This is a genomic window from Sphingopyxis jiangsuensis, assembly GCF_016734905.1.
GTDB classification, from domain to species: Bacteria; Pseudomonadota; Alphaproteobacteria; order Sphingomonadales; family Sphingomonadaceae; genus Sphingopyxis; species Sphingopyxis jiangsuensis.
Map to the genome: position 1 here is coordinate 12,099 of NZ_JAERPO010000002.1, position 15,748 is coordinate 27,846.

Sequence of the window (15,748 nt, forward strand, 5' to 3'; positions counted from 1 at the left end):
CGCGCTACTCTTCGAGGCCGAGCCGAACGGGGCCCAAGAGGCCCGATGATTGCAGGGGCATGTCGGCGGCAAAGGGCGCATGGCTCGCCCATGTCCGGCGCCGATCGGAATCGACGCCGGCGTCGGCTATCATCCGGTTGCGCCACAGGTTTGTGATGTCGACCTCGAGGACGTTCTCGCCCTTGCGAAGCGCTCCCGACGTATCGATCCGGTATGGCGGATTCCATGCCCCGCCGAGATCCTCGCCATTCAGGCGGACCCTCGCAAGATTGCCCAATTTCCCAAGATCGATCACTGCGCGACCGCCTTTGCCCGGCCAGTCGTCGGGCAAGGTGAACGAGATATTGTACGTTGCCTTACCCGAATAGTGGCGCAAGTCGATATCCTCGGACGCGGTCCAGTCGAACAGGCCCTGATCGAGACGTATCTCCCGGTCACCCCATCGAAGCGTCCATTCGCCGTCGATCGAGACGACGTTTCTGAGTTCGCCGCTCGGCAGGCGGGGACGTTGTCGATCTCCCGGAAACGGACGAAAAAGGACGAACGCTGATTCTGACGGGCCCAGCGGAAGCGAGACGGTGGTTATCTTGCCATCATCGCGGAACTCTGCGCGGTAGATGCGCCCGGAAACGGCGTCCCATACCTCCGGAACCATGCCAGACCGCCTGAAGCTGATTGCATGTCCCGCATCTTCGCCGCGCGTCTCGCGCACGAAATAAATGTCCCCGTCACGAAGCTTGCGGTGGACAAAGTCCACCTCTCCCGACACGGCTAGGACATCGGGTCCGAGCGCCAATTCGCCGAGTGCCTGTTCGAGGCAGCGCCCACAGAATATGTTCCGCGTCGATGCGTGCGACGCGCGGCGATCGGCCGGCCAGAGGCGGTCGGCGAGGCGCTGAAACTCTTCAGAATCATCGGCCGCCGACGGCGTGCCGTTCGGCCGGTCACCCACGAGCACAAGACCTTGCTCGACCAGTGTCGCAATCCTGCGCAGCGTTTCGAGCGACATCCATTGGACATCGGGGTCGATAACGAGCAGCCGGTAAGCGGTGCCGCCATCGGAAACAAGCTTCCCGTCTGCCATGCGAAGAGCGTTGTTCAGGCCGTGCGCATTGACGAAATCATATGCGTATCCGGCAGGAATATCCGGGAGGCGCTTGCCGAATTTCGTCGTTACATTGCTGTCTTCGCCATAGAAATAGGCGATGTCGGCTTGGAACACACCCTGCTGGAGGAGATGCGAGCTGCGCGCGAGATAGTCGATCCAGGGCTTGGCGTTGTCCGCCCAAGTCTCATGCCGGGTAAACCATTGGCCAAATGGCCCCAACCCAAGCCCCGGCTTCTCTTCGGCGGGCTGGTGGACCGACGTGTGAATGACGAACTGGTTCAGCCCGCTTGCCAGCGCGATATCCGCCGTCGCCTTGAGCGAGGCAGGATCAAATCCATAGGCGTTTCCGGCCGCCGTAAAACTTTCGGCGGCCACAAGTGCCTGTCCATAGACGTGCGCGACCGATGCCGATTCCCGGATATCCGCTTTGAATGGCGCCGCGGGACGCTCGACCCATATCGCGCTCATCGGCACGTCGGCGTGGCGTTTGGCATCGATTCCGTCACCAATGAACGCCCGGTGCGATTCATGCGCCTCGCTGTAGAGTTTGATGCCGTTTTCGCGCGCGTATGCCGCGATCGCGCCATAATGGGCCTCCGACATCAGGGCGCCGAGCGTCCGGCGAAAATCCCAAAGGACGCGGTCGCTTTGCGATGCGCTGGCTACGATCCGTCCAGTAAGGGCGGGCAGCCAGTTTTCGAGCGGATATCCGTTTCGCCGAACAAATTCGGCCAACATATTGTCAGTCCAGTTCTGCGCGCCCGCCTCGTAGCTGTCGAGCATCAAAGCGCCGATACCTTTCCCGCCCATCGGAACCGGAAAATGGCCGGCGTATTGATCCAGGTAAGATCGCACATGGCGGGGATCGAGTTTGTCAACTTCCAAGCCCGTCGCCGCGGCCGGGGCCGGCCCATTCATCGAGCCGGTCAGCGACCAGCCGAACCGCTGGATGATCCAGCGTCCGGGCGGGGCGTGCCATTCGATCCGCCCCCCAGCCGTCAACTTGTCGCTGATGTCGACGACGGAGGACAGCGCAACAACGTCGCGCATCGCAACGGCGGGTGTCGGAGCGTCGACGAGATCGACCCCGACCGCGAATCCGGCCTTTTCTTCGAAGCGGTGGATGCGCGGCGAAGCAGAGAGCGAAAATTCGACAACGGGGATGCGCGTAGCCATCGGCCGGCCGCGCGCGTCGACGACGCCACGCAGATCCGGCCATTGCAGGCGAAAATATCGACCCGACGCCTGATCGAACGTGATGCTGTTCTGCGGCGCGACGAGGTCGAAACGTCCGATCGAACGATAATCCTTGCCATCATCGCTGACCTGCAGCTCGGGCGATGGCGGCGGCGGAGCACCGGGATAGTCGGCCGGCAATCGGATTGACAGGGTCGCGGAACGAGCCGTGACCGGCGCGTCGAAGCAATAGACAAGCGATGCTGACCGGTCGGCCTGCGTATCGACAATCATCGCAGCCGAATGATCGCCGTCCCACAGGAGCGGCGCACTAACAATTCCTTCGCTCGTCCGCACGCAAGAAGGCGCGATAATGGCGGCGTCAGGCGGCGCGGGAAATGCGATCACCCGCACGTCTCGGGCGTATCGTGGCGCTGGCGCCGCATCGCGATGGACGAATGCACCGCGCTCTGCGTCCATGTTCTGAAAAGGGCCAGCTACGTCAGGGAGGCTCGGCAGCTCGATCGAAAGCGTCCGTCCCCCCTCGACTTCCACCTCGCTCCATACCAGCTTTTTCATCGCCTGCGCCGGTGTGACCCAGGGACCACCGGTTTCGCTCCAGCCTGGCGATGCAGCAACCGCGAGTTCGAGCCCATATTCTTGAGCGGTCGCGACCGCGTGGCGTATCATGTCCCCCCAACGCGCTTCGCCGAAGCGCGTTGGGGGGACAATCTGGGGGGTCTGAAGCTCGACATTGAATATCTGGGCGCCGCCCAGCCCGATGCGGCTCATCCATTCGAGATCGCGGCTAATGCCGGACTCGGTAACATTACCCCCCATCCAGTGCCACCAGACGCGGGGGCGTGCGTCGGGCGGCGGAGTCTTAAATTCTTCCTCGAGCGCATTGATCGAAGGAACGGGTCCGGTTTCGGCGGACCATGCCGAACCGGACCCGAGTGGCAGGCAAGCGAAAAATATGGCTGCCAGCCTGCCACGACCCACTGCTTTCGACCACCGATGCCGCGGTTGGCCGGATGTCATGTGTCAGAACCTGATTCCAAGTTTCGCTCCGAAGGTACGCGGCGCACTGAACCCGGCGACGGTCGACGTCGCTGTTGCGTTGGCATATTCAATGACCGCCTTGTCCTCGATATTCTGCACAAACACTTCGGCGTACCACGGGCCGTCGTCCGGTTCGTAGCGCAGGCTCGCATTGGTTCGCGTGTACCCGCCCTCGTAAGCCAATGCATAAGGAGCACTGGGAACGCCGTTGACCGGAAAGACCGTGTCATTGAACTGCGAGAAGTACACGCTCGACGAGTAGCGGAAGTCGACACGCGCGGTGAGAATGCCCGCACCGACCGGCGCTTCATATTGCGCGCCAAGATTAAACTGCCATCGGGGAGCGCGGGGCAAACGGTTTCCGGTCAGATCGACGGTTGTACCGGTGATCGGGTCGAACGCCTGCGGGTAACTCGTGAACTCGCTGTGAAGATAGGACAGCGAACTGTCGACGCGAAACGCCGGCGTCAATTGGAACGATCCCTCGATCTCTGCTCCGTAAATCTCGGCCTCGGCCGCGTTGGTTGTCACACCGGTCGCAATATTGTTGTTGAGGATGACCGACGTGACCTGCAGGTCGTCATATTTATAGTAGAAGCCTGCCAGGTTGAGGATGACTCTGCCACCGGCGAAGCGGTTCTTTGACCCAACCTCATAAGCCGTCACCGTTTCAGGATCGAAATTGGCGATCGGCCCGACACCGCCCGCCTTGAACCCCGTACCGACGTTGGCATAGAGAAGGTTGTTCGGCGTGACTTGCCAGTCAACACCCGCTTTCCACGTCACCTCGTCCCATTTTCCGCGAAGGTTTGGCGTTGCGAAGCCTGGAACGCCGATCGGTGTGAAGATGCCATCGAGGTCGTGCTTCTTGTCGCTCGAATAGCGAATACCGCCCGTCACCTTCAGCGTGTCGGTCAGGCGCAGATCCGCCTGACCGAACGCCGCAAGCGAACGCGCGGCGACATTCGGGCGTCGCTGATTGAAGCCAGCGGTCCGCGCATTACTGATATAAAAATCGACATGGTCGCCGTTGCGCTCGTGCTGGAAATAGCCGCCGAGCACCAAGTTGAGCGGCTTGTCCCAGGTGGTTGCGACCCTGAGCTCTTGACTGACGTTGCGATTGGGATTCCACAACCGGACGCTACCGCTTCCCGGCACGCCCGCGATCCGTGCGAATGTAACGTCGACCGTATCGCGCCGGTACGACGTCAGCGAAACGATGTCGAAATCGTCGAACGAATAAGTCAAGTCAGCAACGAAACCATAGCTTGTATTGTCGAGCCGGTAGGGTGCGTCGCTCGTCGTCCGATAGGGATCAAATCCGGCTTGGCCGATGTTGACGTGGCTGCCGCCTGCACCACCACGGTGATAATAGTTGGCCGAAAAAAGCATCCGCAGACGGTCGCTTGGCTCAATGAGCAAATGGATCCGGCCAGCGACCTCTTCCTGGTCGGCAAGATCAGGACCGTCGATGCTGTTCTTTTGATAACCGTCATGGCGATTGGTCGCGAAGGCCGCGCGAACCGCGGCGACCCCGTCGGCGAGCACGACATTGGCCATGCCGCGCGTACTCATCGCCTTGTAGGAACCAAAGGATATTTCGGCCGCGCCCTCATCCTCATAAACCGGCTTTTTGGAGATGAGGTTGATTGCACCGCCCGTCGTGTTGCGGCCGTAGAGCGTGCCCTGCGGGCCGCGCAGAACCTCGACGCGCTCAAGGTCAAAGAAAGCGCCATTTGCGCCCGAAGGCCGCGGCAGATAAACGCCGTCATAATGGATCCCCACCGAGGAATCCTGCGCCGGCGGGACATTCGCCGAACTGATGCCGCGGACACTCACCGTCATTTCACGCGTCAGCGAACCGATCTGCACGTTGGGAACAATACCGCCGAGATCTGCGGCGCCATTCAGGTTGCGCGCCTCGAGCGCATCAGCGTCGAATGCCGTGATTGAGGCAGCCGTTTTTTGAACCGTGCTCGCACGCTTTTCGGCGGTCACGACAATTTCGGCGATACCGCCGTTGCCGGACTCGTCCGCCTCTTCTGCATATGCCGCAACCGGGCTCAGTGCGGCCATGGCACCACCAAGAAACAGCCTCGTCTTCCAGTCGATCATCCCTACCTCCCAAAGCAGATTCGCAAGGCTTTGCGTCTGTGGGGAGCGTTTACGCACTTTTGAGTGCAAAAGTCAATCATTTTCGATCATTTTCACCATCAAATGTCTATATATCTATAACAGTGCCAAAAATACTATGCTTTCTGCGCGCAATAAGCTCTTCTTTGCGGCACGTCGGCGGCCACGGCGAATCACTCGATGGCCGCCACCTCCCCTTCGCGTAGCAGGTACAGTTGCCATGGCTGTTCCAATGCAGCTTCGACGAAGTTCGATATCGGCTCGCGATACAGGCTGAACGTCGAGTGATGGATCGGGAGCACCATTTTGGGGGCGACCTTTTCCGCAAATTTGACGGCCTGTTGTGCGTTCATGCTGACTTGGCCGAAGGGACCGCCGCCGCCGACTGCTCCGAGATGCGGTACAAATATGTCCGGTGAACGGGGCCATCGCGACAATCCTTCCACATAAAAGCTGTCGCCAGTCCAGTAGAGCGAACGCTCATAACCTTCGGCCATGAACTCGATCCAATAACCGTTGACGCGACCGAGCGCCGCGGCCACCTCGGAACTCTCGCTGTGTTGTGCGGGCACAGCCGTAATTCGCACCTGATACCCCTCGCGCTCAATCACATGCGTCGCGTCCCAAGCCAGCGCATCGATGTTCGCAACGCCGCGCCCCCTGAGAGCGTCTGCTTGACCGGCCGGCACGAGGAAATGGGCCGCGTCGCGCAATCGGCCGATCGCCTCCTCATCGAGGTGGTCAGGGTGATCATGGCTGAGCAGCACGTAATCGGCATCGATCGTAGCAGGGTCGATTGCGGTTCCAAGCCTTTGATGCACGACTTCATCCTGGCCGCTATTTGGATCAAACATCCGAAACGACGCCCCTGCCACCGGATCGGTGATGATCGAGATCGGACCAAAGCTCAGCCGGAGGGTCGGTCCGCCGATCCAGCTTAGCCGCAATTGGCGTGCCGACGCCGACTGTACACTCGCCTCCCCACCCGGCGACGCGCTTTCGCGGGCCCATGCGAGCGGCGCTGCCGCAACCATGGAAGCGGAAACGAGGGCCGCCAACGACCCATGGGCGATACGCCGCACCGTGGCGGCCAAAGGATGATCTATCTGCATGTCGTCAACATAGCCGAATGCGACTTTAGCGATTATACCGGACATTCAGAACAAACTGTCCATAATTCTGGACAATGAACAGGAAGCCTATCCTTGAATCTCGATCACGCCAAAATCTTTGTCGAGGTTGTCCGCACAGGCACCTTTACCGCGGCAGCTCACCGCCTGCGCATCCCCAAATCCACCGTCAGTGCGCGCGTAAAGGCGCTTGAGGAGCGGTTGGGCGCCCAGTTGCTGAAGCGGACCACACGCAATGTTGTCCTCACGTTCGAGGGAGAAGCGTATTTCCACGCGGTTGCCGCTGCGGTCGATATGCTCAGCAACGCCGAAGCCGCGATCGTGGGTGATCGGGGCGTTCTGTCGGGCGTCATTCGTTTCACGGCTCCACTCGACTTCCCCGTTGAGCTCCTTAATTCGGCCATTTGCGATTTTTGCCGCGACCATCCGCATATCCGATTTGACATTCGTTTGACGAACGATCCGGTCGATATGGTCACGCATAATATCGACCTTGCGCTTCGCGGCGGCGAGCCTGCGGGCCGCGACATGGTCGTGCGCAAGGTCGGGAGGATCGACTTCGGCCTTTTCGCAAGTCCCGCATATTTCGACGGCCGCATTCGCCCCCGCAGCATCGGTGATCTTTGCGGCCACGATATGCTGCACTTTGATCCTGGACCAAGTCGCGGCGCAACGGCACGGCTCGCAGTTCCCGGAGGAGGCGAGGCGCGCATCATTTCGGACAGCTACGCGCAGCTCGCCGCGCTTGCGACCGAAGGCATGGGAATTGCGTGCCTCCCTTCCCCGATTGCCGCCCGCGGCCTGGAAACGGGGTTGCTGGAAAGGATAGAGGCCGGGTGGGAACCGCCGTCAGCCAATCTTTACCTCGTTTATCCTACACGCCGCGATATGTCGGCACGCGTCAAAGCGTTCGCTGCGCATCTCACGGCGCTTTTGGCCAGGAGCAATTAGCTTAGGGTCAATGCGCCGCCGGCGCGCCAAGCATATTTCCCGCTCCAATGATGACGGTCGACCCGACCAGTAGCGCGATGCCGCTCCATACCATCGTGCGCGTCCTTCTGCTCGCTCCCATCCATTCCTTCAGCGCAAATCCCCAGAGCGTAGAGAACAGAATGATGCTCGCCATGTGAAGCGTCCAGGACGAGAATCCATATTCCCCCATCTGGCTTTCGCCCATCGTGTAAAAGAAGAACTGGCCGTACCAGAGCGTCCCGCCGAGAGCGGCCAACAGATAGTTGGCCAAAAGCGGCACACGCCCGACGGCTTCGCCCTTTTGGTTCCCGATCCACTCCCCCGCGCTGCGGTTCTTCCAGATCAGATAGCCACACCAGATGCTGTTCGTCGTCAGGCCGCCCAGAAGCACGATGCAAAGCACCGGAAGGCCCTGGCTCAAGGTTGGCGTTCCAGCCGCGAGGCTGAGTTCGCGGATCGGCGCGCCCGCATCGAGTCCCCATGCAAAGCATCCCGACATGACGCCAGAAAAGATTGCGATCAGCAGCCCCTTTCGAAGATTGAATTCGGCGACGCCGACCGACGCCGCATCGCCGAGCTCGACGTCCTTGGCGTGACCGGCGCGCGCGACGACGACAATCCCGACGAGCGTCACCACGATACCTGCGAGCGTCAGCGCGCCGCTCCGCGTCGCGGCGATTGCCCAGAGCGTTCCGTGGAAGATGGGCGGCCCCAATGTCCCGATGACTGTCGTCAGCCCAAGTGCCACGGCCATCCCGAGCGAAAGACCAAGATAACGAAGCGTCAGTCCGAACGTCAGTCCCCCGAAGCCCCACATCGCCCCCCAGAACCAGCACCAGAACAACGTCGCGGCGGGGGTTTCGGCGAGGACCTGCAACAGACTTTCGGTTTGCAACGCCGCGAACAGCCATGGAGCGATCGCCCATGAAAAAATGCCACCGGTCAGCCAGAAGATTTCCCATGACCACAAGCGAATGCGCTTGTACGGCACGTAAAAGCTCGCCGATGCGAACCCGCCAAGCCAATGAAAAAATACGCCCAGCACGGGGTTGCCGTTCATCGCATCGTCCCTTCCACATTATGATCCTGCACTAAAACCGAAGCGTCGATTTCGTCGATTCTCGTCACACCGGTCAGGGCCATCGCCACGCGCATTTCGGCCTCAATGATTTCAAGCATCCGAGTGACGCCCGCCTCGCCCCCCGCCGCCAAAGCCCAGGCCCAGGCACGACCGAGCATCACGCCGCGTGCTCCGAGCGCGAGTAAGCGAACGACATCGAGTCCCGACCGGACGCCGCCGTCAGCAAGAACCGTCAGCTCGCTGCCGACCGCATCGGCAATCGCCGGCAATACGCTCGCTGTCGAAGGAACGCCGTCGAGCTGCCTGCCGCCATGGTTTGACACGACGACACCGTCGGCGCCGAGACGCGCGGCCTCGCGCGCATCATCGACATCGAGCACGCCCTTGACGATGAGCAGGTCGCCCCATTCGGCCCGGATGAAATCGAGATCGCGCCAGGTCGTCGATGGATCAAAATTGTTCCGCATCCAGGCAAAGAAATCCTCGATCCCCGTCCGGCCATCGAGCACCGGCGCAACATTGCCGAGATGATGAGGTTTTCCGCGCAGTCCGACATCAATTGCCCAGCCGGGGCGCATCGCGGCCTGCATGGCCCGTCGCGCAGCTCCACGCCATCCTGGCGCGCCGGCAAGCCCCGTCCGATAGTCGCGATAACGGGTGCCCGGCACAGGCATATCCACGGTAAAGACCAGTGCCGGGCACCCTGCCTCGCGCGCCTGCGCCAGTAGGTCGCGCATGAAGCCGCGGTCGCGGATCATGTAGAGCTGGAACCAGAATGTTCCCCCGCCTGCAGCCGCGACCTCGCCGATCGGACAGGCCGACACCGTCGAGAGGGTGAACGGAACCCCTGCCTTGCGCGCAGCACGAACCGCCTGGCACTCGCCCCGCCTTGCGTTAAGGCCAGCGAGGCCGATTGGTGCTAGCGCGAGCGGAAGTTTGAACGTCTCGCCAAACAGCGATGCCGAGAGGTCGACGGACGACACGTCGCGGAGGACACGCTGGCGAAGCGCCACGCGTTGCAAGTCATCGACATTGCGGTTCAGCGTTGCCTCGGCGAAGGACCCGCCGACGATATATTCATACAGGAAGCGCGGCAGACGGCGCCGCGCCCTCACCTGCATATCCGCGATGCTCGCCATCATCGTGCCACGCCGCTCCCGATCCGATCTGCAATCGCGGCCCGCCATTTCGTTCGATAGGTTTCGAGGTCGACGTCGAGGGGGGCGACGGCGTGCAATGGCGCGCCGGGCGCGATGCGCCGGTCGATTGCACACAATGCCCCGAAAGAAGCGTCAATGTGCGCCGGACTGGTACAAACGGCGAGGTCGGGCCGTAGCCGCGCGAGGCTCCTTACGAACACCGCGGCGGCCGCGAACCGTCCTTCGACGAGGATGCGCTCCTTCGCGCCGATCAAATCGAGCGATGCATCGGCGACGAGCGCAGCATAGATACAAGCGCCTGCGCTGCGCTCGAGCCTGCTCGGCTGAGCGCCGAGCCACTCGCCCTTTGCATGGGCGAACGGGCCATTGCCTGGCGCGAACGTCGGCAATATCATCGTCCCGAGACCGGCGAAATTTTCCGCCGCCGCGAGCAGGCGCGACTGGTCGGGGCCATGATCGACGCGCACGGCTTCCGGTCCGGCAACCGTTTCTATTTCGCGCCCGCCCATGAAGCGCGCCGACGGCACCGGCCGGCCATCGACATCGACGTTGACGAGGCAGTCGCGCCCCTCGGGCAGAGAGGGAGTCGCCTCCCCCTGCTCTGGCGAGCGCATTGCGACGAACCAGGTGCCCGTCGACAAGATCGTAGCATCGCCAGACGACAGTTCGCGGCAGCTTCGCGCAGCAAGCAGCGCTGCGTTACTGTCGTGCATGCCTGCATGAACGGCAACGCGCGCGGAAAGGCCGCTTTGATCGGCGATCGCGCGCCGTAGAAAACCGATTTGCTCGCCCGCGTGCGCAAACGGGGCAAATCTTTCTCCCCAGCCCTTGCGGTCGGCGAGCGGGGAGAAGGATTTGGCCTCCGGATGCCAAAGGTCGGAATGACAGCCCAATGTCGTGATCTCGCTGCGCGCTTCACCGCACAGAAACCACGCCCAATATTGCGCCCAGGGTACAAGCGTGGCGCGCGCCATCGCGGCAGGATAGACCTGCTCGAGAAGATATAGTTGCGCACCGAGGTTGAGCCCGCCGGGAAGAGCGGGAGATCCTGTGAGAGCAAATGCGTCGCGCTCGGCTCGGTATTCGGCAAGATGATGCGCCGACAGATCTTGCTCATAGTCGAGCGGCAGGAACGCCATATGATCGTCGACGAGGGCGACGACCGCTGCGCCATGGCCGACCGGAATGATCGCCTCGACCGGATGGTCTGCATATTCCGCAAGGGCACCGATCAACCAGTGGCCGATTGCATGCACGTCGAGTCGCCGCAGGCCGCCCTCCTCCACCGCCGCGTTAGGACGCACCTGCCGGTTCAGTATGCGGCCATCACCCGTCCACAGGCTGACCTTGCTGAGGGTCTTGCCCAAATCGACGACGATGTAGCGCCCTTCACCCAATCATCTTCTCCCATATTCCTGATCTGAAATGCTCATTATCAATCATTATTGCTCATTTCCACTAAAAATGCTAGCAGCCGTTTCGACTGATGCAAAATTCGCGCGCGAAAGCGCCAAACAGGAAAAGGCAGGCCATGAACGAGTTCCTTACCGAAAACGCCCCTGGAACGGCATTTGCCGTACCCTCGTCCCGTTGGGACGAATCGGCTGCGGCAACCATGAGCGCCGAGGAGCTTCTTCTCTATCGCTCCAACCTCTTGGGGTCCGACCTGACGGTCACCAATTTCGGCGGCGGGAACACCTCGGCGAAGCTCACTGACGTCGACCCGCTCACGGGCGACAAGGTCGACGTCCTGTGGGTCAAGGGTTCGGGCGGCGACCTTGGGTCGATGGCGCTGGACGGTTTCGCGACACTTTATCTTGAAAGGCTCTTGGGCCTTGAAAAATTTTACGCAGGTCCGGACGATGACGACAAGATGGTCGGCTATCTGCCGCACTGCACTTTCAATCTCAACAACCGTGCGGCCTCGATCGACACGCCGCTGCATGCGTTGCTGCCCTTTGCGCATGTCGACCATGTCCACCCCGACGCGATCATAGCGCTCGCGGCCTCGTCGACCGGCGAAACGGCGACGCGCGAAATCTGGGGCGGCCGGATCGGCTGGCTTCCATGGAAGCGCCCTGGCTACACTCTTGCCGTCGAATTGCGCGATTACGTGAGCGCCAACCCGGGGATCGAGGGCGTGATGCTCGCCGGTCACGGGATCATCTGCTGGGCGGACAGCGCGAAGCAATGCTATGAACACACGATCGCCCTGATTTCCGATGCCGCGCAATATCTAAACCACCGGATTGCCGGCCGCCCCGCATTCGGCGGCGTCGAGCACGCGCCCGACCCAGATCGTGCGGCCATAGCATCGGAATTGATGCCGCGACTTCGCGGTCTGCTGATCGGAGCCCGTACCAAGGTCGGCCATTTTTCCGACGACACCGAAACCTTGGAATTTGTCGGATCGGTCGATTTCGAACGGCTCGCAGCGCTCGGCACATCCTGCCCCGATCATTTCCTGCGCACCAAGATCGCTCCATTGACGCTCGACCCGGCACGCCTCGCCGACACCCAATATCTCGCCGCCAGCATCGAGGCGTATCGCGAGCGATATGCGTCCTATTATGCGCGCTGCAAAAGACACAATTCGCCCGCCATGCGCGACGCGAATCCGGTCGTCATCCTGGTTCCCGGCATTGGACGCATCACATTTGCCGCCGACAAGGTGACGGCACGCCTGGCGGGCGAATTTTACGGCAACGCGATCAATGTCATGCGCGGCGCGGAAGCGATCGGCGAATATGTCGCACTCGACGAACAAGAGGCGTTCGACATCGAATATTGGCTTCTCGAGGAAGCCAAATTGCAGCGCATGCCGGCTCCCAAACCCCTCGTCGGAAAGATCGCCCTGGTTACGGGAGGCGCCGGAGGGATTGGCGCCGCTACCGCAGCCCGCCTCCTCGCGGACGGCGCCTGTGTACTACTCGCCGATCGTGACGCCGATGCCCTTGCAGAGGTTTGCGACTCCTTTGGCCGCCGTTTCGGCCACGACCCGATACGCAAGGCAATCTGCGACGTGACCGACCCCGAAGCGATCAAGGCAGCAGTCGACATGTGCGCGCGCGAATTTGGCGGCCTCGACATACTTGTGGCCAATGCAGGGATCGCCTCCTCCGCGCCGATCGAGGGCACGAGTATCGAGCTTTGGCGCAAAAATTATGCGGTGCTCGCGGATGGCTATTTCCTCACCGCACGCGCTGCTTTCCCCCTGCTAAGGACGATGCGCGGCCAGGGCGGCAGTTCGATCGTTTTCATCGGATCGAAAAATGCGCTGGTGGCCGCAACAAATGCGAGCGCCTATGCTTCGGCGAAGGCCGCCGCAAATCATCTCGCGCGGTGCCTGGCTCTCGAGGGCGCGGCAGACGGAATTCGGGTCAATGTCGTAAATCCCGATGCCGTCATCAAAGGGTCACGCATCTGGAGCGGCGAGTGGCGCAAGGAACGCGCGGGCGCCCATGGAATTGACGCGGGCGAAGCGCTCGAGCAGCATTACCGCGAACGATCGATGCTCAGGCGGGACGTGCTACCGGAAGACATTGCGGAGGCTGTCTATTTCCTCGCATCCGAAATGTCTGCAAAATCGACCGGCAACATGATCAACGTCGATGCCGGCAACGCGCAAGCGTTCACGCGCTGAGCGAGCAGAGAGAATTACAATGACACACGGTCTTATTTCCGACGAGTTGATTGCCGAAAGAAACGCGCGCGCGCGCGCCGCGCTCGATGAAGATTATGCCGCACTCGGCAAGCAGCTCGATCGAGCGGACATCGCAATTGATTCGATCACACAGAGCATTTCGTCCTTTTCGGTCGCCGTGCCGACCTGGGGCGCGGGACGCGGTGGGACGCGCTTCGCGAAATTCCCGATTCCGGGAGAACCGACGACGATCCACGAAAAGCTGGAAGATTGCGGCGTCATCAATCAGCTGTGCCGAATGACGCCCCGCGTTTCACCCCATTTTCCGTGGGACAAGGTCGCCGATTACCAAGCGCTGCGCGAAGAGGCCGCAGCGGTTGGCCTAGGGTTCGACGCGATCAATTCGAACACATTCCAGGATCAACCGGGGCAATCTCAAAGCTATGCGTCCGGTTCGCTCTCGTCGACCAGCGACGCGGTGCGCCAGCAAGCGGTCGAGCACAACATCGAATGCATCGATATCGGGCGTCAGCTTGGAGCTTCCGATCTGACCGTTTGGGTCGGAGACGGCAGCAACTTCCCGGGTCAACAGGATCTCACTCGCTCATTCGATCGATATCTTGAAGCCGTGGGTTTGATTTATGCCGCTCTTCCTGGCGACTGGCGTCTCTTGATCGAGCATAAGATGTTCGAGCCCGCATTCTATTCTTCGGTCATCTCTGATTGGGGATCGTCGATCCTTGCCGCGCAGGAACTCGGACCGAAGGCCCAATGTCTCGTTGATCTTGGGCATCATGCCCCCAATGTGAATATCGAACAGATCGTTGCGAGGCTGAACCGATTTGGCAAACTCGGAGGTTTCCATTTCAACGACAGCAAATATGGGGACGACGATCTCGATTCAGGATCGATCAATCCGCACCAGCTTTTCCTGATATTCAATGAACTGGTCGAAGCCGAACGAAATTCGGGGAGCTCGTTCAGGCCGAGCTATATGATCGACCAGTCGCACAATGTCACCGATCCGATCGAAAGCATGATGATGTCGGCAGATTGCATCGCCGCCTCCTACGCCAAGGCTCTGCTCGTCGATCGGGCGGCGTTGCACGACGCCCAGGAGCGCAACGACGCGATGGCGGCCTTTCAAGCACTTCGCCGCGCCTATAATATCGATGTGACGCCCATCGTCGCAAAAGCCCGCGCCGAGGCCGGAGGCGCTATCGATATGATTGCAACCTACCGCGACAGCGGATGGCGACAGCGCAAGGCGCAGGAACGCCAGCGTGTCGGGCTTGGGGCGGGAATCGTTTGATCGAAACTGATTGAAAACAGGCGAATCGTGGCGCATTGTCATGCGATGCACGCCACCGAACGCGAACAATTTATCCTCTCCCTCCTCGAGACCAGAGGATTTGTTTCATTTCGAGAACTTGAAGAAAAGGTCGACGGGTCGGCCGCAACGATCCGTCGCGACCTTGAACGATTGGCCAGCAACGGCCGACTGGTCAGGGTTCGCGGCGGCGCCCGACTTCCACCCGAAACCGAAGACGACGGCGCGCCTCGAGAGAAGGAGTTCCATCTTCAAGGCGTGCCCTTTCACGAGAATATCGCACTCAATCGCAAGCAAAAGGAGGCGATCGGCGCGGCAGCGGCACGCCTTTGTCGGCCAGGCGAAGCCGTGATGATCGACGGCGGGTCAACAACGCTGCAAATGTGTCCCCATTTGCAAGGGCTCAATCTTTCCGTTCTCACAAATTCGCTCCATATCGTGTCCGCACTTATAAATCAGTCTGGAACGCGTGTTCTGGTGCCATCGGGCGCCGTCTTTCCGGAACAATCGATTATTCTCTCGGTCTTCGAAGATGCCGGCATGCCGCAATTCCACGCGCCAAAGCTCTTTATTGGTGCCGCAGCGATCGGAGGCGGCGGGATGATGCAGGTCGATCCGGTCCTGGTCGCAGCCGAGCGGCAACTCATCGAACGCGCGGACGAGATCATCCTGCTGGCAGACGCCTCCAAATTCGACGCTCCGTCGGGTCATATCGTGTGCCCGCTTGCAGAGATTGACATGGTGGTGACCGACGACCGACTGGTCGACAAACACGCCAAGATGATCGAGGATGAGGGCGTAAGAATTGTCATAGCGCCGTGAAGACGATCAGACCCGACGCTTTCAATGTACGGAACACCATGCAGTAGGTGTTTGGGACAAATGCGTGACGGAACCCTTGGCTCGTATTGCCAGAATAGTAGGATTTCTGTATTTTATATTTTTAAAAATTT

Annotated in this window: 10 protein-coding genes; 4 read left to right on the top strand and 6 right to left on the bottom strand. The window is 60.8% G+C overall.

Annotated elements, in window-relative coordinates:
- Nucleotides 1-4 precede the first annotated feature (4 nt).
- The 3 genes from JI743_RS06815 to JI743_RS06825 form a co-directional block, all read right to left on the bottom strand.
- Complete coding sequence (locus JI743_RS06815; protein ID WP_227340450.1) at nt 5-3,325, bottom strand: glycosyl hydrolase; 3,321 nt, start codon at nt 3,323-3,325, stop codon at nt 5-7.
- A 3-nt stretch (nt 3,326-3,328) separates the two neighbouring features.
- On the bottom strand, nt 3,329-5,461 hold the full coding sequence (locus tag JI743_RS06820) for a TonB-dependent receptor (protein ID WP_201927372.1): 2,133 nt from the start codon (nt 5,459-5,461) through the stop codon (nt 3,329-3,331).
- Between the two features lie 191 nt (nt 5,462-5,652).
- A complete protein-coding gene (locus tag JI743_RS06825; RefSeq protein ID WP_201927373.1) occupies nt 5,653-6,636 on the bottom strand; it encodes an MBL fold metallo-hydrolase in 984 nt (327 codons plus the stop codon).
- A 48-nt stretch (nt 6,637-6,684) separates the two neighbouring features.
- On the opposite strand from JI743_RS06825, the gene JI743_RS06830 reads away from it, so the two are divergent.
- A complete protein-coding gene (locus JI743_RS06830; protein WP_201927374.1) occupies nt 6,685-7,560 on the top strand; it encodes a LysR family transcriptional regulator in 876 nt (291 codons plus the stop codon).
- Nucleotides 7,561-7,567: 7 nt separating this feature from the next.
- Here JI743_RS06830 and rhaT read toward each other — a convergent pair whose 3' ends face one another.
- From rhaT to JI743_RS06845, 3 genes are read right to left on the bottom strand one after another with little or no spacing between them, the layout of a single operon-like run.
- On the bottom strand, nt 7,568-8,641 hold the full coding sequence (gene rhaT / locus JI743_RS06835; RefSeq protein WP_201927375.1) for an L-rhamnose/proton symporter RhaT: 1,074 nt from the start codon (nt 8,639-8,641) through the stop codon (nt 7,568-7,570).
- Complete coding sequence (locus JI743_RS06840; protein WP_390881121.1) at nt 8,638-9,801, bottom strand: L-lactate dehydrogenase; 1,164 nt, start codon at nt 9,799-9,801, stop codon at nt 8,638-8,640. The genes rhaT and JI743_RS06840 overlap by 4 nt, the downstream gene beginning before the upstream one ends.
- Complete coding sequence (locus tag JI743_RS06845; protein WP_201927378.1) at nt 9,801-11,219, bottom strand: FGGY-family carbohydrate kinase; 1,419 nt, start codon at nt 11,217-11,219, stop codon at nt 9,801-9,803. The genes JI743_RS06840 and JI743_RS06845 overlap by 1 nt, the downstream gene beginning before the upstream one ends.
- Before the next feature lie 134 nt (nt 11,220-11,353).
- Between JI743_RS06845 and JI743_RS06850 the strand changes: the two genes are divergently transcribed.
- Genes JI743_RS06850 through JI743_RS06860 form a run of 3 tightly spaced genes read left to right on the top strand, consistent with a single transcriptional unit; the run spans nt 11,354 to nt 15,617 of the window.
- Nucleotides 11,354-13,465 carry a bifunctional rhamnulose-1-phosphate aldolase/short-chain dehydrogenase gene (locus tag JI743_RS06850; protein ID WP_201927380.1) on the top strand — a complete coding sequence of 704 codons (2,112 nt, stop codon included), beginning with the start codon at nt 11,354-11,356 and terminating at the stop codon, nt 13,463-13,465.
- Nucleotides 13,434-14,777: a sugar isomerase gene (locus tag JI743_RS06855; RefSeq protein ID WP_227340447.1), complete on the top strand. Its 1,344-nt coding sequence runs from the start codon at nt 13,434-13,436 to the stop codon at nt 14,775-14,777. The genes JI743_RS06850 and JI743_RS06855 overlap by 32 nt, the downstream gene beginning before the upstream one ends.
- Nucleotides 14,778-14,822: 45 nt before the next feature.
- Nucleotides 14,823-15,617, top strand: a complete 795-nt coding sequence (locus tag JI743_RS06860; RefSeq protein WP_201927382.1) for a DeoR/GlpR family DNA-binding transcription regulator — start codon at nt 14,823-14,825, stop codon at nt 15,615-15,617.
- Nucleotides 15,618-15,748 lie beyond the last annotated feature (131 nt).

Coding starts and splice junctions, on each gene's coding strand:
- JI743_RS06860 (WP_201927382.1), top strand. CDS start 14,823: ATGCACGCCACCGAACGCGAACAATTTATCCTCTCCCTCCTCGAGACC.
- JI743_RS06840 (WP_390881121.1), bottom strand. CDS start 9,801: ATGGCGAGCATCGCGGATATGCAGGTGAGGGCGCGGCGCCGTCTGCCG.
- JI743_RS06815 (WP_227340450.1), bottom strand. CDS start 3,325: ATGACATCCGGCCAACCGCGGCATCGGTGGTCGAAAGCAGTGGGTCGT.
- JI743_RS06820 (WP_201927372.1), bottom strand. CDS start 5,461: ATGATCGACTGGAAGACGAGGCTGTTTCTTGGTGGTGCCATGGCCGCA.
- JI743_RS06850 (WP_201927380.1), top strand. CDS start 11,354: ATGAACGAGTTCCTTACCGAAAACGCCCCTGGAACGGCATTTGCCGTA.
- JI743_RS06855 (WP_227340447.1), top strand. CDS start 13,434: ATGCCGGCAACGCGCAAGCGTTCACGCGCTGAGCGAGCAGAGAGAATT.
- JI743_RS06825 (WP_201927373.1), bottom strand. CDS start 6,636: ATGTCCGGTATAATCGCTAAAGTCGCATTCGGCTATGTTGACGACATG.
- rhaT (WP_201927375.1), bottom strand. CDS start 8,641: ATGAACGGCAACCCCGTGCTGGGCGTATTTTTTCATTGGCTTGGCGGG.